This window comes from Pseudomonas cremoris (assembly GCF_014230465.1).
This window is the reverse complement of sequence record NZ_JAAXCY010000004.1, coordinates 533,399-553,518: the sequence shown is the minus strand read 5'-3', so window position 1 is coordinate 553,518 and position 20,120 is coordinate 533,399. Positions and strand designations below refer to the sequence as shown.

Sequence of the window (20,120 nt, the reverse complement as noted above, 5' to 3'; positions counted from 1 at the left end):
CGCGAATGCGGTGGATCAGTCAAGTATGTATCAACTGACACTCCGCTTTCGCGAGCAAGCCCGCTCCCACATTTTTTGATTGTGTTTCAAATTAGCCGAACAACCACTTCCACAGCAGCACCAGCACAACCACTGCCAACACTGGCCGCGCAATGCGGTAAGCCTTGGGATGCTTACGCTTCCACTGCTTCACCACCCCACTGAACTTGTCGCTGAAGGTTTTGCTCCAGGCATACGCCTGGTTGATCCCGCCTACACGCTCGTCATCCAGGTTCTGTGGTGCAGTCGCACGACCAAGCTGCTTGCTGACCCAACGGTTGACGCGGGTCATCAGGCCATTGCTCAACGGCCGTTCGATGTCGCAGAACAGGATCACGCGGGTCTGTTCGGTCTCGTTTTTCACCCAATGCACGTAGGTTTCGTCGAACATCACGTCTTCACCGTCGCGCCAGGCGTAGACCTGACCGTCAACGAAGATGCGGCAGTCGTCGGAATTTGGCGTGGACAACCCCAGGTGATAACGCAGGGAACCGGCGAAAGGGTCGCGGTGCGGGTTCAGGTGGCTGCCACCTGGCAACAGCGCGAACATCGCGCCTTTCACGTTGGGAATGCTGCTGACCAGGGCCACGGTTTTCGGGCACAGCGCCTCGGCCGATGGCAACGGTTTGTCGTACCACTTGAGGTAGAAACGCTTCCAGCCCTTCTTGAAGAACGAACCGAAGCCGGCGTCGTTGTTCTTTTCGGCAGCGCGAATGTAACCCTCGTCGAACAGGTGCATCGCCTCTTCGCGGATCACTTCCCAGTTGTCCTTGAGCACGTCCAATTCCGGGAATTTGCTGCGATCCAGATACGGCTTGGACGGCACCGCCGAAAACAGGTACATCAAGGCGTTATACGGGGCGAACAGCGCCGAATGGTTGACAAACTGGCGCAACAGCGGCAAACGGGCCTTGCCGCGCAGGTGCACATACAGCGTGCTGCCTATAAATAACGCCAGCACCGACAGTTTGGCGGCCAAAGAAAAGGTCATGCAGCAACTCCTGAAAATAAGCGCCTAGCCAACAGCAGACATAGCAGCCGGCCATGATAAACAGTTGGGCCAGTATGCAGAAGGCCCGGGTTATCGGCGCTGACTCAAATCAAGCCTGGTTTTCTTGCTCGGTAAACAAATCGCTGAACAGCATGCTCGACAGGTAACGCTCACCTGAGTCCGGCAGGATCACCACGATGGTCTTGCCCTGCATCTCCGGTTTCTCGGCCAGACGCACCGCCACGGCCATCGCCGCGCCGCAGGAGATACCGCACAGAATCCCCTCTTCCTGCATCAGGCGCAGGGCCATGGCCTTGGACTCTTCATCGCTCGCCAGCTCCACCCGGTCAACCATCGACAGGTCGAGGTTCTTTGGCACAAAACCGGCGCCGATGCCTTGGATCTTGTGGGGGCTGGGCTTGATCTCATCACCGGCCAGCGCCTGGGTAATCACCGGCGACACAATCGGCTCGACGGCCACCGACAGAATCGGTTTGCCTGCAATGTTCTTGATATAGCGCGATACACCGGTAATGGTGCCACCGGTGCCTACGCCCGCCACCAGCACGTCAATTGCGCCATCGGTGTCGTTCCAGATTTCCGGGCCGGTGGTTTTTTCGTGGATCGCCGGGTTGGCCGGGTTTTCGAACTGGCCCGGCATAAAGTACTGGGCCGGGTCGCTGGCAACGATTTCACCTGCCTTCTCGATGGCGCCCTTCATACCCTTGGCTGGCTCGGTCAGTACCAGTTCCGCGCCCAAGGCCTTGAGAACCTTACGACGCTCGATGCTCATGGACGCCGGCATGGTCAGCAGCAACTTGTAGCCACGGGCAGCGGCAACAAACGCCAGGCCGATCCCGGTGTTACCCGACGTCGGTTCTACAATGGTCATGCCCGGCTTGAGTTTGCCGGTGCTTTCCGCGTCCCAGATCATGTTGGCGCCAATGCGGCACTTCACCGAGTAGCCTGGGTTACGCCCTTCGATCTTGGCCAGGATGGTCACGCCACGCGGTGCGATACGGTTGATCTGAACCAGGGGCGTATTACCGATGGAGTGCGCGTTGTCTGCAAAGATACGGCTCATGACGGGTCCTATTTGGCGATTTCAGGAAGGCCACAAGGGTATGCCTCGTGTTGCAACGCGTCCAGTCAGAGGAACGTTGCGCCGCCCACAAGAGTCCATCTCCTACATGCACGGGAGAACAACCCAATGAAACGTCGCTACAGCTGGCTGCTATGGATCGTCGCCGGGCTGGTGGTGGTGCTGGTCGTCCTGGACCTCGCCCTGCCCTATCTGGTGCGTAACTACCTGAATGACAAGCTTGCCGACATGGGCGACTACCGCGGCCAGGTCTCCGATGTGGACGTGGCCCTGTGGCGCGGCGCGTACAGGATCAACGGCCTGGAGATCACCAAGGTCGACGGCAAGGTGCCGGTACCGTTCGTCAAGGCGCCGCTGATCGACCTGGCGGTGAGTTGGCCCTCGCTGATCAACGACCACGCGGTGGTGGCCAGGGTGCGTTTTATCAACCCCGAGGTGAACTTCGTCGACGGCGGCGCCAACAAGCAGGCCTCCCAGACCGGTAAAGGCACCGACTGGCGCGCCCAATTGGGCAAACTGCTGCCGATCACCCTCGATGAAGTGCGCATCGAAGACGGCAAGATCGCCTTTCGCAACTTCAGTTCCAAGCCACCGGTGAACATCAACGCCACCCAGGTCAATGCCAGCTTCTACAACCTGACCAACGTGGTCGACGTCAAAGGCAAGCGCGACGCCCGCTTCGAAGGCAAGGCGCTGCTGCAAGGCCAGGCGCCATTGGAAGCCACCGCCACCTTTGACCCGCTGAGCAATTTCGAGAACTTCGAGTTCCGCTTCCGCGCCAAGGACCTGCAACTCAAACGCATGAACGACTTCGCCTCGGCCTACGGCAAGTTCGACTTCAAGGCCGGCACCGGCGACGTGGTCATCGAAGCCCAAGCCGAAAAAGGCCAACTCACCGGTTATATCAAGCCCCTGCTGCGGGACGTGGAAGTGTTCGACTGGAAGCAGGACGTTGAAAACAAAGACAAGAACATCTTCCGCTCGATTTGGGAGGCGGTGGTCGGTGCCAGTGAAACCGTGCTGAAAAATCAGCAAAAGAACCAATTCGCCACCCGTGTAGAGCTCAGCGGCAGCGTGCATCAGCAAAATGCCAGCGCGTTCTCCGCGTTTTTGGCGATTTTGCGCAACGGCTTCATCCAGGCCTTCACCGCACGCTACGAACAGCCCAAACCGAGCACCGACTAAATGTGGGAGCGGGCTTGCTCGCGAAGACGGAGTGTCGGTCAGCGCAAATGTAGACTGAACCACTGCATTCGCGAGCAAGCCCGCTCCCACATAAGCCCGCGTACACATTCAAGGTGTGCCGTGACCGCCCATTCAGAGACTGAATAACCCGTCTGCGTTCACAGTCGCCGGGGCTGCGCGGTATAGTCCGGGCATTGATGAATGCGAGGAAACACCGATGAAGTTCGAAGGCACCCAGGCCTATGTGGCTACCGATGACCTGAAACTGGCCGTCAACGCCGCCATCACCCTGGAGCGGCCGCTGCTGGTCAAGGGCGAGCCCGGCACCGGCAAGACCATGCTGGCCGAGCAATTGGCCGAATCCTTCGGTGCCAAGCTGATCACCTGGCACATCAAGTCCACCACCAAGGCCCATCAGGGTTTGTACGAGTACGACGCGGTGAGCCGCCTACGCGACTCGCAGTTGGGTGTGGACAAGGTGCACGACGTGCGCAATTACCTGAAAAAGGGCAAGCTCTGGGAGGCCTTCGAGTCCGATGAGCGGGTGATCCTGCTGATCGATGAAATCGACAAGGCCGACATCGAGTTCCCCAACGACCTGCTGCAAGAACTCGACAAGATGGAGTTCTACGTCTACGAAATCGACGAGACCATCAAGGCCAAGAAACGCCCGATCATCATCATTACCTCCAACAATGAAAAAGAGCTGCCAGACGCGTTCCTGCGCCGCTGCTTCTTCCACTACATCGCCTTCCCCGACCGCACCACCCTGCAAAAGATCGTGGATGTGCACTACCCCGACATTAAGAAAGACCTGGTCAGCGAAGCGCTGGACGTGTTTTTCGACGTGCGCAAAGTGCCGGGCCTGAAGAAAAAGCCCTCCACCTCCGAACTGGTGGACTGGCTCAAGCTGCTGATGGCCGACAACATCGGCGAAGCCGTGCTGCGCGAACGCGACCCGACCAAGGCGATCCCGCCGTTGGCCGGTGCCTTGGTGAAGAACGAGCAAGACGTGCAGTTGCTGGAGCGTCTGGCGTTCATGAGCCGTCGCGGTAACCGCTAATGTTGCTCAACCTGTTCAATGAGATGCGCGCCGCCAAGGTGCCGGTGTCGGTGCGCGAGCTGCTGGACCTGATCAACGCGTTGAAAATGCGCGTGACCTTCGCCGACATGGACGAGTTCTACTACTTGGCCCGGGCGATCCTGGTGAAGGACGAGCGCCATTTCGACAAATTCGACCGGGCTTTCGGCGCGTATTTCAACGGTCTGGAAAAGCTCGACGATCACCTGCAGGCGTTGATCCCCGAAGAGTGGCTGCGCAAGGAGTTCGAGCGCTCGCTGAGCGATGAAGAACGTGCGCAGATCCAGTCCCTCGGCGGCCTCGACAAGCTGATCGAGGAATTCAAGAAGCGCCTGGAAGAACAAAAGGAACGCCACGCCGGCGGCAACAAATGGATCGGTACCGGCGGCACCAGCCCGTTCGGCTCCGGCGGTTATAACCCGGAAGGCATTCGCGTCGGCGACGCCGGCAAGCGGCAGGGCAAGGCGGTTAAGGTCTGGGACCAGCGCGAGTACAAGAACCTCGACGACCAAGTGGAACTGGGCACGCGCAACATCAAGGTCGCCCTGCGCCGCCTGCGCAAGTTTGCGCGCCAAGGGGCGGCGGAAGAGCTGGACATTGATGGCACCATCGACCACACCGCCCGCGACGCCGGCTTGCTGAATATCCAGATGCGTCCGGAGCGACGTAACACCATCAAGCTGCTGCTGTTGTTCGATATCGGCGGGTCGATGGATGCCCACGTGAAGATCTGCGAGGAACTGTTCTCGGCCTGCAAGACCGAGTTCAAGCACCTGGAGTACTTCTACTTCCACAACTTCGTGTACGAATCGGTGTGGAAGAACAACCAGCGCCGCACGTCGGAACGCACCTCTACTCAAGACCTGCTGCACAAGTACGGCGCGGATTACAAAGTGATCTTTATCGGCGATGCGTCGATGGCGCCGTATGAGATTACCCAGGCCGGCGGCAGTGTCGAGCACTGGAACGAAGAGCCGGGGTACGTGTGGATGCAGCGCTTCATGGCCAAATACAAGAAGCTGATCTGGATTAACCCGTACCCGAAGGACACGTGGGGCTACACGGCGTCGACGGGGATTGTGCGGGAGTTGGTGGAAGACCAGATGTATCCGCTGACGCTTCGCGGGCTGGAAGAAGGAATGCGCTTTCTTTCCAAATAAATGGAGATCCAAATGTGGGAGCGGGCTTGCTCGCAAATGTGGTTCAGTAAACACAACCGTGACTGACAAACCGAATTCGCGAGCAAGCCCGCTCCCACATTTTTGAATTGCAGTGTTATTTAAAGCGCTGCAAAAAGTTAAGGTGCTGCTGGTGCGCCGTCTCCTGCACCACCGGTGCAAGCCTCACTTTCTCCCCTGGCAAGCACTGCGCCAGCCGCGCCAGCGACAACGGCGTCAACGCGCCCAAACGCGGGTACCCGCCAATCGTCTGCCGATCATTAAGCAACACAATCGGCTGCCCATCCGGCGGTACCTGGATCGCGCCCAGCGGGATGCCTTCGGAAATCAACGACGGCCCTTGGTACTGCAACGGCGTGCCCAACAGGCGCATGCCCATGCGGTCGGCGCGACTGTCCAACGACCATTCGGTGTTGAACGCATCGAACAGGCTCTGCCCGCTGAATTGGCCGATCTGGGCGCCGACAATCACATCCAACGGTGCCTTGGCCGGCAGCGTTGGATCGACCAACACCTTCATCGCCCCACCCGTACCGGAATAGACCAAGCGCTCGCCTTCGGCCAACGCGTTGCCAAACCCATCCACGCCGCCCAGTTCCTCACGCACAACGGTGGCGCAACTGCCCAGCACATCCGGCGCATCAAACCCGCCCGGTGCAGCCAGGTAAACCCGCGCACCGTTGAACGGCTGGGTAAAACGCAAGCGCTGGCCCTTTTGCAGAATGAAGCTGCGACCGGGACTGATGGCGCGCTCGTCGATATAGGCGCCCAGGTCCGCACCGGCCAGGGCCAGCAGGCAATAGCCCTCGGCCTGCACGGTAAAACCGCCCAAGGTAATTTCCACTACTGGCGCATCGAGCGCATTGCCCAGCAGCCAGTTGGCCCACGACATCGATACCCAATCCAACGCGCCGCCCTGGGTCACGCCCAGGTGGCGTACGCCAAAGCGGCCGGCGTCCTGCAACAGGCACAGCGGCGTGCTGGCCTCGATCAACAAGCGGCTCATGCCTGCGCCTCCAACGGCGTATCATCGCCACCCAGGTTGATGAATTCGGCGTGATCGACGGGCTTGAAGCGCACCGTATCGCCGGGCTGCATCAGGCTGTAGCCGTCGCGTTTGCGGTCGAACAATTTGGCTGGGGTACGACCGATCAGGTTCCAGCCGCCCGGCGATACCACCGGGTAAGCGGCAGTCTGCCGTTCGGCGATGCCAACACTACCGGCTGCCACACGTTTACGCGGTGTGCTGAGGCGAGGCGTGGCGAGGATTTCATCCACCAGCCCCATAAAGGCAAAACCGGGGGCGAAGCCGAGGGCGAATACCTGGTATTCGTGGGCGCTGTGATGGCGGATCACGTCGTGCACCGACAGGCCACTGCGCTGGCTGAGCAAGGTCAGTTCGGGCCCGACGCTCAGGTCGTACCACACCGGCAGCACATGGCACTGGCCACTGCCCTGGGCCTGGGGTTGCAGGTCGGTCAGGGCGTGCTCGATCAATGCTCGCGCCTGGGCGGGGCTCAATACAGTGAGGTCGTAATGCACCATCAAGGTGGTATAGGACGGCACCAGGTCCACCAGCGCAGCACCAAACCCTTCGCGCAAGCGCTGAGTAGCAGCGAGCATCCACGGCATATTGGCTTCGGCGATCACATCAAACAAACGCACCATCAGGCAGTCGATGGCGACGACTTCAATCCGTGGCTTCATGCGGGCTTCAACGCCTCGCGAATACGCTGTACGGCGGCGACCGAACTGGCGTTGTCGCCATGCACGCATAAGGTGTTGGCTTGAAGGACCAGCGGGCTGCCATCACTGGCAATCAGCGGTTCGCCACGGGAAATGGTCAGGGCTTGCTGCACGATGGTGTCGGAATCATGGTGCACGGCGCCGGGCAACTGCCGGGAGACCAAGTGGCCCTTGTTGTCGTAGGCACGGTCAGCGAAGGCCTCGAACCACAGGACCACGCCGAACTCATCCCCCAACGCCTGGGCTGCGCTGTTGTCGCGGGTGGCCAGCAGCATCAGCGGCAGGTCGCCGTACGCCGCCACGGCCTGGATCACCGCACGCAATTGCACCGGGTTGGCCATCATGTCGTTGTACATCGCGCCGTGGGGTTTGACGTAGCTGACGCGGCCGCCTTGCGCGCGGCAAATACCGTCGAGGGCGCCGATCTGGTAGTGCAACAGGTCCTGGATTTCCTGGGAGGTGTAGGCCATGGAGCGGCGACCGAAACCTTGCAGGTCCTGGTACGCCGGGTGCGCGCCCACTTGCACGCCGTGCTTGAGCGCCAGGCTGACGGTCTTGCGCATGATGCTCGGGTCGCCGGCATGGAAGCCGCAGGCCACGTTGGCGCAATCAATGAACGGCATGACCTCGGCGTCCAGGCCCATGGTCCAGTTGCCAAAGCTTTCGCCGATGTCACAGTTCAGTAGAAGGCGGCTCACGGTAGGGTGCTCCTGTAGGCTTTATTTTTTTGTAGTGTGGGATTTTTTACGCAGAACTCGCAACTTGTCCTGAGCCCCCAACGACGCTTATCGTGGAATAACTCGATTTTTGGCGCCGACACCCTGCGGCGTCCAACTAATAAAAACCGATCCATGCATAAGAAAAAGTTGATCCCATGAATTTGAAGTTCCTCGAAACCTTCGTCTGGGTGGCCAAGCTCAAGAGCTTTCGCCTGACCGCCGAGAAGTTGTTCACCACTCAAGCGTCGATTTCCAGCCGCATTGCGGTGCTGGAAAGCGAACTGGGGGTGAAGCTGTTTCTACGCGATTCACGCGGCGTGAGCCTCACCCCGGAAGGTTTGAAGGTGCTCGATTACGCCGAGCAGATGATGGTGACCATGCAGGGTTTGAAGCAGTCCCTGGAAACCACCAGCAGCAAGGTCGGGCGCATCCGCATCGGTGCGATGGACACGGTGATTCACACCTGGCTGAGCCCATTGGTGGCGGAATTGATGGACCATTTCCCGTTGGTTGAAATTGAATTGGTCGCCGATACTGCACTGAACCTCAGTGATCAGCTGCAAAAAGGCTTTCTCGACCTGATCCTGCAAACTGACCTGCTGCGCCTCGAAACCGTACGCAGCCTGGAGCTGGCCAGCCACCCCATGGCGTGGATCGTCGCCAGCCAATCGATCTACCACCGCGATTACGCGTCCCTCGCCGAACTGGCCCAGGAACGCATCATCACCTACTCGAAAAACTCCCATCCACACCAGGATGTATTGAGCCTGATGCAAGCCAACGGCGTGGCGGCACCGCGCATGAACTGCGTGAATTCGGTGTCGGCTATCACCCGGTTGTTGCGCGATGGCTTCGGCATTGGCGCGTTGCCGCCAGTGCTGGTCATGGAAGAACTGGCGCGGGGGGACTTGGTGATGTTGCCGATGGAGCAGCGGCTGCCGAATTTGCAGGTGGTGGTGTCGTGGCGGGTGGGGGTGGAGTTGGTGGAGGAGATTGTGGGGTTGTGTCAGAAGGTGGTGGCGCGGTATGCCGAAGAAGTCGGTGAAGAGCGGATGATCCTCAGCACACACACCTCACTGAAGAAACCGGATTAAAAATGTGGGAGCGGGCTTGCTCGCGAATGCGGTGGGTCAGCGAATACAGCTTTGACTAATACACCGTCTTCGCGAGCAAGCCCGCTCCCACATTTGGATTTGTGTGTGGCTTACAAACCCTTCAGGTCCCGCTCTTCGATCGGCCGGCTCTGGCGCAAGCGCTTACCGCCCAACACCACCCAGTCGATCAGCCGGAACAGGCATTCGATGCCGAACGACAGCAGCATCGCCCCGCCCAAGCCCCAGCCCATGGCCTCCGGCGTGAGCAGGATCTGGTAGCTGTAGCCATTCCAGGTTTCCAAGCGAATGTCCGGGTCGGCCGCCACCGCCACTTGCAACGCGCGGATGTACCACGGGCCTTGCATCGCCTGGAACTGCTTGTCCAACGCCACTTGGCGGTCAAGCATGGCGCCCAGGCTGTTGGCGTCGCTCTGGAACACCGGGTCATCACTGGCACGGTAATGCGCGACTAGTGCTTTCAAGTCACCGTTGAAGAACTGCTGGGCGGTGGATTCAAACCCGCGCAGGCCCGTCTGAGCCTCGATCAGATGGGCTTCGACACGCTTGGCGTAGTCGTTGATAAACCCCGGTACTTGCACGCCAACCAACAAACCAATGGCAAACAACACCAACCGCAGATAGCTGAGCAACATGGTCGATATCCTTACTCGGTAATACCCTGGCTGACGCATTCACCGCGCCGCCACAGGCTCCATTGGCCCGGTTCGTAGCGGGTCCAGTTTTCGTTGTCGGTCAAAGGTTCGGTGGCGATTACCGTCACCACATCATTTGGCGTGGTTTCGGCCTGAAAATCGACGATTACGTCGACATCTTTCAAGCGCGCCGGGCCAAATGGGGCACGCCGGGTAATCTGCGCCAATTTGGTCGAGCAGTAGCAAAACAGCCAATCGCCATCGCTCAGCAGGCAGTTGAACACGCCTTTGCTGCGGTATTCGGAACAGGCCGCGATCAGGTCCGGCAGCACGTTTTCAATATCGACCGGTTCCGGGAAGGCTTCGCGTACACGGTTGAGCAAATCGCAAAAGGCCGCTTCGCTGTCGGTATCGCCCACCGGGCGGTAGAAGGTGGCGCGGGGATTGAAGTCCGCCAACTGGCCGTTGTGCGCGAAACACCAGTTGCGCCCCCACAGTTCGCGCACGAACGGGTGGGTGTTGGACAGGCACACCTTGCCCACGTTGGCTTGGCGGATATGGCCGATCACCACTTCGCTTTTGATGGGATAGCGTTGCACCAGCAGCGCGACTTCCGACTCGCTGCTGGCAGCCGGGTCCTGGAACAGGCGCAGGCCGCGGCCTTCGTAGAAGGCGATGCCCCAACCGTCACGGTGGGGGCCGGTGCGCCCACCGCGCTGCATCAGCCCGGTAAAGCTGAACACGATATCGGTGGGGACGTTGGCACTCATGCCCAATAATTCACACATGCCAGGGCTCTCGCTACAACGTTAAAGGCGCGGTTCGACGCGCATGCCACTCACAGGCGCCGGACGGCGGAAAGGTTCGTCATCGTCGTCAGGCTCGGCGGCCAACGCGGCGTCGGCGGCGGCCTTGCGCTCACGACGCGCCTTGGCGGCGCGCTCGATGGGCCAACGGATCAACACGATCACGATGTACACGGCAAACGCGATCATCGTGTACATGAACAAATCGGAAATGGCCCGCCAGGCGTTGTTACCCACCTTGAGCACCAGGTCCAGCGCGGTAATGGCCACGGCAGGCGCGAATTGGGTCTTGACCGGGTCGACGATGGTCGGGCTGAACAGCAACACCGCCATCAGCAATTGCAGCGGCTCGCGCAACCAACGCCAGATCCAGCGGGTCATGCGCCACCACACCAACAGGCAGCCCAAAGCGGCGAAGGCGTAAAGGCCCCAAGCGGTCAGATAGTCGTTCTCGGTCATGGTGTCCATGGCAAGGCTGGCAAAGAGGCGGCTATGATAACGGCTTTTGCGTGTCGCGGCTGCAATGCCTGCCACCGTCCGCCAGACAGAGAGTGCTCCATGCCTATATCGACCGCCCCGATTGCCCGCAAGGCCACTGGCCCAGACCCTTACGCCTGGCTGCAGGAACGTGACAGCGCTGAGGTGCTCGATTACCTCAAGGCCGAAAACGCCTGGCAGGAAGCCCAACTCGCCGACCAGAAGGCCCTGCGCGAAACCCTGTTTGAAGAGATCAAGGGCCGCATCCTCGAAACCGACCTGTCCCTGCCCTCCCCGTGGGGTCCGTACCTGTATTACACGCGCACCACCGCCGGCGACGAATACGCCCGCCACTACCGCTGCCGTCGCCCCGCCGATGACAGCAACCAGGTGGACGACAGCAGCGAAGAACTGCTGTTGGACCCGAACGTGCTGGCCAACGGCGGTTTCTTCTCGCTCGGCGCATTCAGCATCAGCCCCGACCACCAGCGCCTGGCCTACAGCCTGGATACCAGCGGCGAAGAGATCTACACCCTGTACGTGAAGGAATTGGCCAACGGCAAGGTCAGTGAACTGGAATTCCAGGACTGCGACGGCAGCATGACGTGGGCCAATGACAGCCTGACCCTGTTTTTTGGCGAGCTGGACGACACCCACCGTCCGCACAAGCTGTATCGCTACCGTCTGGATGGTACGGCGGCGCAAGAAGTGTTCCATGAACCGGACGGGCGTTTCTTCCTGCACTGCTACCGCTCCAGCTCCGAGCGCCAACTGCTGCTGGCCCTGGGCAGCAAGACCACCAGTGAGATCTGGGCGCTGGACGCCGAGCAGCCACACCTGGACTTCACCTGCCTGGCACCACGGGTCGAAGACCATGAATACGATGTTGACCACGGCCAACTGAATGGCGCATGGACCTGGTTTATCCGCAGCAACCGCGACGGCATCAACTATGCGTTGTTCGTGGCGACCGACATTGGCGACGTGCCGACCGAGGCCGAGTGGCAGAACCTGATCCCCCACAGCGACGACGTGATGCTCGACGGCGTGAGCCTGAACGCCGGCGCCATGACCCTGAGCCTGCGCATCGGCGGCCTGCCGGTGATTGAAGTGCACCCAGAGGGTCTACCGACCTACCGCGTGGAATTGCCCGACGCCGCCTACAGCCTCTACGTACAGAACAGCCTGGAATTTGCCAGCGACAAGATCCGCCTGCGCTACGAGGCTCTGAACCGTCCGGCCCAGGTGCGCCAGCTGGAACTGGCCAGCGGCGCGCAGCACGTGCTCAAGGAAACCCCGGTGCTGGGTGTGTTCAATGCCGACGATTACGTGAGCCAACGCCTGTGGGCCACTTCTGCCGATGGCACCCAGGTACCCATCAGCCTGGTGGTCAAGCGCGACCAACTCGGCAAACCTACGCCGCTGTACCTATACGGCTACGGCGCATACGGCTCGAGCCTCGACCCGTGGTTCTCGCATGCACGCCTGAGCTTGCTGGACCGGGGCGTGGCGTTTGCCATTGCGCACGTGCGCGGCGGTGGCGAGCTGGGCGAAGCCTGGTACCGCAACGGCAAGCAGGAGCACAAGCAAAACACCTTCAGCGACTTTATCGCCTGCGCCGAACACTTGATCGCCAACGGTCTGACCACCGCCAATCAACTGGCTATCAGCGGCGGCAGCGCGGGCGGCCTGCTGATCGGTGCGGTGCTTAACCAGCGTCCGGAGCTATTCCAGGCAGCGATTGCCGAAGTGCCGTTCGTCGACGTACTCAACACCATGCTCGACCCGGAGCTGCCGCTGACCATCACCGAGTATGACGAGTGGGGCAACCCTGAAGAACCTGACGTGTATGAGCGGATAAAGGCCTATGCGCCGTACGAAAACGTCCGCGCCCAGGCCTATCCGCACCTGCTGGTGATCGCCGGCTACAACGACAGCCGTGTGCAGTATTGGGAAGCGGCCAAATGGGTGGCCAAATTGCGTGATACCAAGACCGACGACAACCTGCTGCTGCTCAAGACCGAACTGGGCGCCGGCCACGGTGGGATGAGCGGGCGTTACCAGGGATTACGTGACGTAGCACTCGAATACGGATTTGTGTTCAAGGCGCTGGGGTTGATTTAGGAACTTAGCGCGGCGGTCCTGTCTGAACACAGGACCGCCCTTGTTTGATGGACCCAGATTGCAGCCATGCCACAACCGACCTTATTGAATAACGAAATTCGCGACATGCTGATGGACTGTGGCCTGTTCGATCCGCTGTTGCCGGAAGATTTCCACGTGGCCGCCGGCTACTTCAACATCAGCAGTATTGCCCGCGACGAGGTGATCTTCCTCGAAGGCGATGCCGGCACCTTCATGTGCATCATCCACAGCGGCCAGGTGGCGGTGCAAAAAACCAACAGCGATGGCCAACGCCTGACCATCGCCACCCTGCGCAGTGGCCGGGCTTTCGGCGAAATGGCGGTGCTCGATGGCGAGCGCCGTTCCGCCAGCTGCGTGGCCGCCAGTGACTGCGTGCTGCTGAACCTGGGCAAGGACTCCCTGGAAAAAATGCTCAACGAAGCACCCAGGGTCGCCGCCAAGATCATCCGGGCCATTGCCATCGCCCTGTCCAAGCGCTTGCGCATGGTCGATGGGCAACTGCTTTCCCAACAGATTTAACCGCCGGGCGTTTTCGGCTTGCTGTCGTTTTGCAGCAGGCCGGGCACCGTCTGATCCTTCGGCGGCGTCGGCAGCACGATAGGCACCAAGGCTGGCGAGCCGTTCGTCTTGGGCACGGCTGGCGGGGTGACTTGCGGGTACAACGTCGGCGTCGGGGTGCCCGGCGCGCCCGGTGTAGGGGCTGGCGCGACCGGTACGGTTTGCAACTCCTGAGCCTGCGCCGCACCCAATGCGAGCGCGCTCAACACAATGACCGTTAGAATGCTGCACTTCATCGATGGCTCCATGGCCTGACCGGAAAGTCACAAGGCTACTCCCAACCGCGCAAGAATGCCCTTCCCAATGAGATTCCCATGAAACGTTTCGTTCTGCTGGACACCACCCCGATCCCCGACAACGGCGGTGCCTTGTGCCTGTTCGAATACGGTGAAGACTTTGTCATCAAGATCCAGGGCGGTGACGGCGGCCAATTGATGAACACGCGCATGCACGGTTCAGAAGATGCGTTGGCAGAAATTCCCTGCCGCAAGGTCGCCGGCCGTGCAGATTCGCGGGTGTTGATTGGCGGTTTGGGCATGGGCTTCACCCTGGCCTCGGCCCTCAAGCATCTGGGCAAGACGGCCGAAGTCGTCGTCGCAGAGTTGGTACCCGGTGTCGTGGAGTGGAACCGGGGTCCGCTGGGAGAGAAATCCGGCCGCCCGCTGCTGGACCCGCGCACGGTGATCCGCTTGGAAGACGTGGCCAAGGTGCTGCAGGCCGAGCCCCAGGGGTTTGACGCAATCATGCTCGACGTCGACAACGGCCCTGAAGGCCTCACGCAAAAAGCCAATAGCTGGCTGTACTCTGCCGGTGGCCTCGCCGCCTGTGCCAAGGCCCTGCGCCCCAAGGGTGTGCTGGCGGTGTGGTCGGCCAGTGCCGACAAGCTGTTCAGCGACAAACTGCGCAAGGCCGGGTTCAAGGCCGAGGAAGTGCAGGTGTTCGCCCATGGCAACAAGGGCACGCGGCATACCATCTGGATTGCCGAAAAGCTCAAGGGCTAATTACGCCGTGAACGGCTAGAATCAACCCTATCCGTGACCCACCCAAAAGACAGGAGCCATGATGAGCTCGACCAACCCGCCCTCCCACACCGCCAAGCTGGATCGCATCCTTGCCGATGCCCAGCGCGACCGCGAAATGGGCTACCGCGACAAAGCGTTGAAGATGTACCCCCACGTGTGTGGCCGCTGCACCCGTGAGTTTTCCGGCAAGCGCTTGAGCGAATTGACCGTGCACCACCGCAACCACAACCATGATGACAACCCCCAGGATGGCTCCAACTGGGAGTTGCTGTGCCTGTACTGCCACGACAACGAACACTCGCGCTACACCGACCAGCAGTACTTCAGCGAAGGCTCCACCAGCAGCCCGACGATTGCCAAGGCCACGCATAACCCGTTTGCGGCGTTGGCGGGGTTGATGAAGAAGGACGACTGATAGTTCGTCGCTGCCTGTTCCGGCCTCTTCGCGAGCAAGCCCGCTCCCACAATCGACCGCATTCCAAAGAATGTACTGGGTCAAATGTGGGAGCGGGCTTGCTCGCGAAGGCGATCCCACAAACACCCCATCACTCCAAGGCCGTATAATCGCCGTTTTCCTCCAAGGCACCCTTCCCCGTGGGCAATAAACGCTACAGCTGCATCGGTCTGTACAACCCCAAATCCCCCGAAAACGTCGGCTCCGTGATGCGCGCCGCCGGCTGCTACGGCGTGGCCTCGGTGTTCTACACCGGCGTACGCTACGAGCGCGCGCGAGATTTCATCACCGACACCAAGAAGGTCCACCACGACATTCCGCTGATCGGCATTGATGACCTGAAAAAAATCCTGCCGCTGGGTTGCATCCCCGTCGCCGTGGAACTGGTGGAAGGTGCCCGCCCGCTGCCCGAATACACCCACCCCGACCGTGCGTTGTACATCTTCGGCCCCGAAGACGGTTCCCTCGACAAAGAAATCCGCGACTGGTGTGAAGATGTGGTGTACATCCCGACCACCGGTTGCATGAACCTCGCCGCCACCGTCAACGTAGTGCTCTACGACCGACTGGCCAAGGGCAACAACACCCGTTCGGGCCCCAAGTACTGATTTTTTCGGAACATCCGGCACCTGTGCGCAGTCAGCTACTTATCACTTGCCCTTGTTGGAGACAGATCATGAGCGACAGCAAAACCTTGCGACCTATCATCGAACACACCCCGTTTGAAACCCAACCCACGCAAAACGTGCACGGCTGGGAGCGCATCGGCTCGGTGGCCGGTGGCGTGATGATGGTGGGCAAAGGCCTGCGCCGTGGCGGGCTTTTCGGCTTGATCCAGGTGGCGATCGGCGGCGTAGCGCTGGCCCGTGGTTTTACCGGGCACAGTTCGCTCAAGGACAAGCTGGAGCAGGGTCGTCAGGAGATGAACAGCGTGCGTACCAAGATCGAGCGAGCCGGGGCTGAGTTGAAGAACTTGAAAACCAAAGCCGAAGTGGCCGCTGAGAAAACCACTGGTTAATAGAGATCTTCCAAACAACGGAGATCTAAATGTGGGAGCGGGCTTGCTCGCGAAAGCGGTCTATCAGTTAAAGATGAGTTAACTGACACGCCGCCTTCGCGAGCAAGCCCGCTCCCACATTTTGTTTTGTGCAAGGCTTGGGATCAGTGCAGCAATTTGCTGTCCAGCACCACCGAAGACTCACCGATGATGCTCTCGGCAAGCTGCACAAACTCCGCCGTGGTAATGCTATTGGCCCGCATCACCGCCTGGGCCAGGTCATCCAGTGACCGTTTGTTGTGGGTTTTCACCCGAATCTCGCGATCCAACTCCTGCAACACCACCACCGCCCGCGATACCGTTGCGCCGCTGACATGCTCGCCGCGCAAGCTGGTCACGTCCTTGCCTTCCTTCGCCAATCTGGCCTGGATCGCCTGATACCGCTCATCGGTGATTCCCCCTGCACGGCGCACCAGTTCGATGGCGTAGTACTCCGCCATGCCTTCGCTGATCCAGTCGCTGGTGTCGTGATCGTTGAAGCGCCCAATCGCCTGCACCACTTCACGGATCAACGGGCTGCTGCCGTTTTCGCTGATCAGCGGCGTGCGGCTATTAAGGTAGATAGAGTCCCTGGCCGAGAACGCGCCACGGCGCATCGGATCGCCAGCACCTACCACCAACAACTTGGCGGGGTGGCGTGGGAACGCCGCCTCGACCTGAGGCCAGACGAAGGTCAGCAGCGTCAGCACATCCATGCGGCGCATGCCCTGGCCCTTGGGCGAGGCGACGGTAACTTCGGTTTCGCCCAGGCGCACCCGACGGCTGCCCACGGTGCCGGCGAGCATCCAGCCGGTGGGGCGGTCGAACAGCCGGGAAACATTGTCGATACGGAATTTGTTCTTGCCGACGCGCGGCCAGGCGGTCTCGATGCTTTTCCAGCCGGCGGGCAGTTCGAACACCAGCCGCGAGACCAGTTCGATGCCGTCCTGTTGGTCAAGGTGCGCGGGCGGCACCAGGTCTTCGCCGCGAAACAACGCCCAGCTCGGCGTCATGCGCGCCTCGTAAATGCCCGCCTTGCGAGAATGAGTGAGGCGCACGCGGTAGGTCAGGCTGGACTTGCTCGCGCTGGGCTGCCACAGGCCGCGGTTGCCGGTGACTTTCCACTGGCCATCGGCCTTGAAGTCGCTGTAGTCACCGTCGCGGCCCAGGTCGAAGTTCAGGCTGCGCACCGCCGCGCCCTGGGACAGGCTCACCCGCACTTCGGCCTGATCGCTCTGGGGCAGCAACTTGACGTGGTAATCCAGGTCAACTTTCTTCGCGCACCACGCGGGCGTGCTCAGCGCCAGCAACACCAGGCTTGCCAGCAGCGTTGTTACCCCCCTCATACACACTCCTTGTCAGCCTGCGCGGAAAATCAGGTAATCCTCCCAGTCGTCTTCGGGCACGCTGCCTTCGCTGAGCATGCGCCCGGACTGGGAAATACGTTCGTGGTGCACGGCGTCGCGGTCGCCACAGACCAGGTGGTGCCACAACGGCAGGTCCTTGCGCTCACTGACCAAGCGGTAACCGCAGGTCGGCGGCAGCCATTTGAACTGGTCGGCCTGGCCCGGGGTGAGCTGGATGCAGTCGGGCACCGAGGCGCGACGGTTGGGGTAGTCGGTGCACTGGCAGGTTTTCAGGTCCAGCAGTTTGCAGGCGATGCGCGTGTAATAGACGCTGTTGTCGTCTTCATCCTCAAGCTTTTGCAGGCAGCACAGGCCACAGCCGTCGCACAACGATTCCCACTCCTCCTGGTCGAGGTGTTCAAGGGTTTTACGTATCCAGAAAGGTTCGACTTTGGCGGCCATGGCTCTACATCAGTATCGGTAGGTGAAAAGGCCGCCAGTCTAGTGCCCAAGGCCCGTGGAACCAAGTGCTTACGACTGGCGGTGTTACCAGACTTGTCAGCGACCATCCATCGCAGTAGCTTTGTGGGCCGCAAAGGCCCTGCGTCGGGCGCCATAAATGCTGTACCGCATTGCCCACGACGCCCCATGGAGCCTTGAAAAAACCCTCGCCGAGCGCATCGGTGCCCCGTTTTTTGAATCTGCGCCTGTTTCCAACCCTAGCCCATTGTCGTCATCAGGAACTGTTCATGAGCACAAATCCACGCGTTGCCGATTACCCGATCCACACTCAGTTCACCGAACGCTGGTCGCCCCGCGCCTTCACCGGCGAGAGCATCCCGCAAGAAACCCTGCTGAGCTTCTTCGAAGCCGCACGCTGGGCGCCGTCGGCCTATAACTCGCAGCCGTGGCGTTTTCTCTACGCGCGCCGTGACACGCCAAACTGGGAACGTTTCCTGGGTTTGCTGAATGAATTCAACCGTGGTTGGGCGCAGCACGCGTCGGCCCTGGTGATCATCGCCTCGAAAACCGACTTCACCGCCCCTGGCGCTACGGAAGAAACCCCGGCGCTGTGGCACACCTTCGACACCGGTTCGGCCTGGGGCCACCTGGCGCTGCAAGCCAGCCTCAGCGGGTGGCACACCCACGGCATGGCCGGCTTCGACCAGGAGCTGACCCGCAAAGAGCTGAAAATCCCGGAAGGTTATGCACTGCATGCTGCCGTGGCGATCGGCAAGCTGGGTGACAAGTCGACCTTGCCGGAGTACCTGCAGGGCCGTGAAGCGCCGAGCCCGCGTCGACCGTTGAGCGAGCTGGTGTCGGAAGGTGATTTCAGCCTCTGAAGCTAACGCAATACCCCCTGTGGGAGCGGGCTTGCTCGCGAATGCGGTGTATCAGTCAAAAATACTTCAACTGATACACCGCCTTCGCGAGCAAGCCCGCTCCCACAATGTGTTCCCAGTACTGTCAGTAACCGCGCTCGAAATCCACTTCCCCGCGCAGCGCTTCCTTCCCCTGATACGCCCGTAGATTCTGCAAAAACAACGCCACCATCAATTCTGGCGACGTCGGCGCCGAGCTATGGCCTGTCAGCAACAAGCCCCACGCGGTCCAGAACGGATGACGTTGCGGCAACGGTTCCTGGCGGCACACATCAATCACAGCCCCCGCCAAGTGCCCTTCCTTCAAGGCGTCGACCAGGTCTGCATCTACCACGGCCACGCCACGCCCGACGTTGATAAACAGGCCGGTCGGCTTGAATTGCTTGAACAAGGCCGCGTCGTATAAGTCATGGGTATTCGGCGTGTTGGGCAGCAGGTTGACCACGTAGTCCACCTCTCCCACCAGTCGGCTCAATTGATCAAGCCCGGCCACTTCGATAAACGGCGCCTGCTCACGCGCGGTGCTGGCGATGCCATACAGCTTCACGCCAAACGGCACCAGGAACTCGGCAACGCTCTGGCCGATATCGCCGGTGCCGACGATCAACACCTTGCGTCCCGCCAGGCTCTGGCCCATGCGGTTGTCCCACTTGCGCTCGACCTGGCTCACCAGGCGCGCGAGCACTTCGCGCTCATGGCCGAGCATGTAGGTAAGGACGAATTCAGCCATGACCTGGCCAAAAATGCCGACCGCACGGGTCAAGCGATAGTCGCGGGGCAAGCCTTCGGCCAACAGGGGGGTGATGCCGGCCCAGGTCGATTGCAGCCATTGCGGCTGATGGCCCTGGCGCAACAGAGTGGCGAGCAGGTCCGGCTGGCCCAGCCACACTGGGCAGTCAGCAGCCAGGCGCGACAGTTCTGCCGAGTCGCCGCTGGTCAGCACTTCAAGGTCCGGTGCCGCCTCGCCGAGCAGTTGGGCGTAGAGCGGGTGATCCTGTTCAGCAATCAGAACACGCATGCTTAAAACCTTTCAAAAACACTGCAGACGGCCGCCCGCATCCTTACGGCCACCGCCCACGAATACGATTCCATTGAAGAATGTGCCC

23 protein-coding genes are annotated in these 20,120 nt (G+C 60.6%); 11 read left to right on the top strand and 12 right to left on the bottom strand.

Annotation, left to right across the window (positions count from 1 at the left end; genetic code table 11):
- Positions 1-91: 91 nt before the first annotated feature.
- Together HF257_RS12555 and cysK are read right to left on the bottom strand one after the other, a co-directional pair.
- Entirely contained in the window at positions 92-1,030 is a 939-nt protein-coding gene (locus HF257_RS12555) for an aspartyl/asparaginyl beta-hydroxylase domain-containing protein (protein WP_185709390.1), read from the bottom strand.
- A 109-nt stretch (positions 1,031-1,139) separates the two neighbouring features.
- Complete coding sequence (cysK, locus tag HF257_RS12550) at positions 1,140-2,114, bottom strand: cysteine synthase A (protein WP_185709391.1); 975 nt, start codon at positions 2,112-2,114, stop codon at positions 1,140-1,142.
- A gap of 126 nt (positions 2,115-2,240) precedes the next feature.
- Between cysK and HF257_RS12545 the strand changes: the two genes are divergently transcribed.
- From HF257_RS12545 to HF257_RS12535, 3 genes are all read left to right on the top strand, one after another.
- A complete protein-coding gene (locus tag HF257_RS12545) occupies positions 2,241-3,317 on the top strand; it encodes a DUF748 domain-containing protein (protein ID WP_185709392.1) in 1,077 nt (358 codons plus the stop codon).
- Between the two features lie 217 nt (positions 3,318-3,534).
- Complete coding sequence (locus HF257_RS12540) at positions 3,535-4,380, top strand: AAA family ATPase (RefSeq protein WP_034112447.1); 846 nt, start codon at positions 3,535-3,537, stop codon at positions 4,378-4,380.
- Positions 4,380-5,558, top strand: a complete 1,179-nt coding sequence (locus HF257_RS12535) for a vWA domain-containing protein (RefSeq protein ID WP_185709393.1) — start codon at positions 4,380-4,382, stop codon at positions 5,556-5,558. Before HF257_RS12540 ends, HF257_RS12535 begins: the two co-directional genes overlap by 1 nt.
- A 115-nt stretch (positions 5,559-5,673) precedes the next feature.
- Here the strand turns inward: HF257_RS12535 and HF257_RS12530 are convergent, their stop codons facing one another.
- The 3 genes from HF257_RS12530 to HF257_RS12520 are packed head-to-tail and all read right to left on the bottom strand — an operon-like array spanning position 5,674 to position 8,020.
- The gene (locus tag HF257_RS12530) at positions 5,674-6,582 is read right to left on the bottom strand and encodes a 5-oxoprolinase subunit C family protein (RefSeq protein WP_185709394.1); all 909 of its coding nucleotides are present in this window, start codon (positions 6,580-6,582) and stop codon (positions 5,674-5,676) included.
- Positions 6,579-7,283, bottom strand: a complete 705-nt coding sequence (gene pxpB, locus HF257_RS12525; RefSeq protein WP_185709395.1) for a 5-oxoprolinase subunit PxpB — start codon at positions 7,281-7,283, stop codon at positions 6,579-6,581. Before pxpB ends, HF257_RS12530 begins: the two co-directional genes overlap by 4 nt.
- Positions 7,280-8,020: a 5-oxoprolinase subunit PxpA gene (locus HF257_RS12520; RefSeq protein ID WP_185709396.1), complete on the bottom strand. Its 741-nt coding sequence runs from the start codon at positions 8,018-8,020 to the stop codon at positions 7,280-7,282. Before HF257_RS12520 ends, pxpB begins: the two co-directional genes overlap by 4 nt.
- A 176-nt stretch (positions 8,021-8,196) precedes the next feature.
- Between HF257_RS12520 and HF257_RS12515 the strand changes: the two genes are divergently transcribed.
- Positions 8,197-9,135, top strand: coding sequence for a LysR family transcriptional regulator (locus HF257_RS12515; protein WP_185709397.1), 939 nt, complete (start codon positions 8,197-8,199; stop codon positions 9,133-9,135).
- Positions 9,136-9,245: 110 nt separating this feature from the next.
- Here HF257_RS12515 and HF257_RS12510 read toward each other — a convergent pair whose 3' ends face one another.
- From HF257_RS12510 to HF257_RS12500, 3 genes are read right to left on the bottom strand one after another with little or no spacing between them, the layout of a single operon-like run.
- Entirely contained in the window at positions 9,246-9,788 is a 543-nt protein-coding gene (locus HF257_RS12510) for a DUF2937 family protein (RefSeq protein WP_185709398.1), read from the bottom strand.
- An 11-nt stretch (positions 9,789-9,799) separates the two neighbouring features.
- Positions 9,800-10,576, bottom strand: a complete 777-nt coding sequence (locus HF257_RS12505) for a class II glutamine amidotransferase (RefSeq protein ID WP_185709399.1) — start codon at positions 10,574-10,576, stop codon at positions 9,800-9,802.
- Positions 10,577-10,597: 21 nt separating this feature from the next.
- Entirely contained in the window at positions 10,598-11,128 is a 531-nt protein-coding gene (locus tag HF257_RS12500; RefSeq protein ID WP_185709400.1) for an MFS transporter, read from the bottom strand.
- A gap of 24 nt (positions 11,129-11,152) precedes the next feature.
- On the opposite strand from HF257_RS12500, the gene HF257_RS12495 reads away from it, so the two are divergent.
- Positions 11,153-13,195 (top strand): S9 family peptidase, encoded by a 2,043-nt coding sequence (locus HF257_RS12495; protein ID WP_185709401.1) that lies wholly within the window; start codon positions 11,153-11,155, stop codon positions 13,193-13,195.
- A 66-nt stretch (positions 13,196-13,261) separates the two neighbouring features.
- Complete coding sequence (locus HF257_RS12490) at positions 13,262-13,735, top strand: cyclic nucleotide-binding domain-containing protein (RefSeq protein WP_185709402.1); 474 nt, start codon at positions 13,262-13,264, stop codon at positions 13,733-13,735.
- On the opposite strand, the gene HF257_RS12485 is transcribed toward HF257_RS12490, so the two are convergent.
- Positions 13,732-14,010, bottom strand: a complete 279-nt coding sequence (locus HF257_RS12485) for a hypothetical protein (RefSeq protein WP_185709403.1) — start codon at positions 14,008-14,010, stop codon at positions 13,732-13,734. The genes HF257_RS12490 and HF257_RS12485 overlap by 4 nt on opposite strands.
- A 78-nt stretch (positions 14,011-14,088) precedes the next feature.
- On the opposite strand from HF257_RS12485, the gene HF257_RS12480 reads away from it, so the two are divergent.
- The 4 genes from HF257_RS12480 (at position 14,089) to HF257_RS12465 (ending at position 16,268) form a co-directional block, all read left to right on the top strand.
- Complete coding sequence (locus HF257_RS12480) at positions 14,089-14,775, top strand: spermidine synthase (RefSeq protein ID WP_177114262.1); 687 nt, start codon at positions 14,089-14,091, stop codon at positions 14,773-14,775.
- A 61-nt stretch (positions 14,776-14,836) separates the two neighbouring features.
- Positions 14,837-15,211 (top strand): YajD family HNH nuclease, encoded by a 375-nt coding sequence (locus HF257_RS12475; protein ID WP_017736286.1) that lies wholly within the window; start codon positions 14,837-14,839, stop codon positions 15,209-15,211.
- Between the two features lie 179 nt (positions 15,212-15,390).
- Positions 15,391-15,858, top strand: coding sequence for an RNA methyltransferase (locus HF257_RS12470; RefSeq protein ID WP_003189607.1), 468 nt, complete (start codon positions 15,391-15,393; stop codon positions 15,856-15,858).
- A gap of 68 nt (positions 15,859-15,926) precedes the next feature.
- The gene (locus HF257_RS12465) at positions 15,927-16,268 is read left to right on the top strand and encodes a YgaP family membrane protein (RefSeq protein WP_185709404.1); all 342 of its coding nucleotides are present in this window, start codon (positions 15,927-15,929) and stop codon (positions 16,266-16,268) included.
- A gap of 143 nt (positions 16,269-16,411) precedes the next feature.
- Here the strand turns inward: HF257_RS12465 and HF257_RS12460 are convergent, their stop codons facing one another.
- Both HF257_RS12460 and HF257_RS12455 read right to left on the bottom strand, forming a co-directional pair.
- On the bottom strand, positions 16,412-17,632 hold the full coding sequence (locus HF257_RS12460; RefSeq protein WP_185709405.1) for a hypothetical protein: 1,221 nt from the start codon (positions 17,630-17,632) through the stop codon (positions 16,412-16,414).
- 12 nt (positions 17,633-17,644) lie between these two features.
- A complete protein-coding gene (locus HF257_RS12455) occupies positions 17,645-18,094 on the bottom strand; it encodes a YcgN family cysteine cluster protein (protein WP_003172524.1) in 450 nt (149 codons plus the stop codon).
- A gap of 287 nt (positions 18,095-18,381) precedes the next feature.
- On the opposite strand from HF257_RS12455, the gene HF257_RS12450 reads away from it, so the two are divergent.
- Positions 18,382-18,975, top strand: a complete 594-nt coding sequence (locus HF257_RS12450) for a nitroreductase family protein (protein ID WP_185709406.1) — start codon at positions 18,382-18,384, stop codon at positions 18,973-18,975.
- Between the two features lie 124 nt (positions 18,976-19,099).
- On the opposite strand, the gene HF257_RS12445 is transcribed toward HF257_RS12450, so the two are convergent.
- The gene (locus HF257_RS12445; RefSeq protein ID WP_185709407.1) at positions 19,100-20,032 is read right to left on the bottom strand and encodes a D-2-hydroxyacid dehydrogenase; all 933 of its coding nucleotides are present in this window, start codon (positions 20,030-20,032) and stop codon (positions 19,100-19,102) included.
- Between the last annotated feature and the right edge of the window lie 88 nt (positions 20,033-20,120).

What these genes read in the sequence shown, in the direction of transcription:
- HF257_RS12475 (WP_017736286.1), top strand. Translation starts at nt 14,837, where the DNA reads ATGAGCTCGACCAACCCGCCCTCCCACACCGCCAAGCTGGATCGCATC.
- HF257_RS12555 (WP_185709390.1), bottom strand. Translation starts at nt 1,030, where the DNA reads ATGACCTTTTCTTTGGCCGCCAAACTGTCGGTGCTGGCGTTATTTATA.
- HF257_RS12480 (WP_177114262.1), top strand. Translation starts at nt 14,089, where the DNA reads ATGAAACGTTTCGTTCTGCTGGACACCACCCCGATCCCCGACAACGGC.
- HF257_RS12505 (WP_185709399.1), bottom strand. Translation starts at nt 10,576, where the DNA reads ATGTGTGAATTATTGGGCATGAGTGCCAACGTCCCCACCGATATCGTG.
- HF257_RS12465 (WP_185709404.1), top strand. Translation starts at nt 15,927, where the DNA reads ATGAGCGACAGCAAAACCTTGCGACCTATCATCGAACACACCCCGTTT.
- HF257_RS12450 (WP_185709406.1), top strand. Translation starts at nt 18,382, where the DNA reads ATGAGCACAAATCCACGCGTTGCCGATTACCCGATCCACACTCAGTTC.
- HF257_RS12515 (WP_185709397.1), top strand. Translation starts at nt 8,197, where the DNA reads ATGAATTTGAAGTTCCTCGAAACCTTCGTCTGGGTGGCCAAGCTCAAG.
- HF257_RS12445 (WP_185709407.1), bottom strand. Translation starts at nt 20,032, where the DNA reads ATGCGTGTTCTGATTGCTGAACAGGATCACCCGCTCTACGCCCAACTG.
- HF257_RS12540 (WP_034112447.1), top strand. Translation starts at nt 3,535, where the DNA reads ATGAAGTTCGAAGGCACCCAGGCCTATGTGGCTACCGATGACCTGAAA.
- HF257_RS12510 (WP_185709398.1), bottom strand. Translation starts at nt 9,788, where the DNA reads ATGTTGCTCAGCTATCTGCGGTTGGTGTTGTTTGCCATTGGTTTGTTG.
- HF257_RS12460 (WP_185709405.1), bottom strand. Translation starts at nt 17,632, where the DNA reads ATGAGGGGGGTAACAACGCTGCTGGCAAGCCTGGTGTTGCTGGCGCTG.
- HF257_RS12530 (WP_185709394.1), bottom strand. Translation starts at nt 6,582, where the DNA reads ATGAGCCGCTTGTTGATCGAGGCCAGCACGCCGCTGTGCCTGTTGCAG.
- cysK (WP_185709391.1), bottom strand. Translation starts at nt 2,114, where the DNA reads ATGAGCCGTATCTTTGCAGACAACGCGCACTCCATCGGTAATACGCCC.
- HF257_RS12490 (WP_185709402.1), top strand. Translation starts at nt 13,262, where the DNA reads ATGCCACAACCGACCTTATTGAATAACGAAATTCGCGACATGCTGATG.
- HF257_RS12485 (WP_185709403.1), bottom strand. Translation starts at nt 14,010, where the DNA reads ATGAAGTGCAGCATTCTAACGGTCATTGTGTTGAGCGCGCTCGCATTG.
- pxpB (WP_185709395.1), bottom strand. Translation starts at nt 7,283, where the DNA reads ATGAAGCCACGGATTGAAGTCGTCGCCATCGACTGCCTGATGGTGCGT.
- HF257_RS12545 (WP_185709392.1), top strand. Translation starts at nt 2,241, where the DNA reads ATGAAACGTCGCTACAGCTGGCTGCTATGGATCGTCGCCGGGCTGGTG.
- HF257_RS12455 (WP_003172524.1), bottom strand. Translation starts at nt 18,094, where the DNA reads ATGGCCGCCAAAGTCGAACCTTTCTGGATACGTAAAACCCTTGAACAC.
- HF257_RS12535 (WP_185709393.1), top strand. Translation starts at nt 4,380, where the DNA reads ATGTTGCTCAACCTGTTCAATGAGATGCGCGCCGCCAAGGTGCCGGTG.
- HF257_RS12495 (WP_185709401.1), top strand. Translation starts at nt 11,153, where the DNA reads ATGCCTATATCGACCGCCCCGATTGCCCGCAAGGCCACTGGCCCAGAC.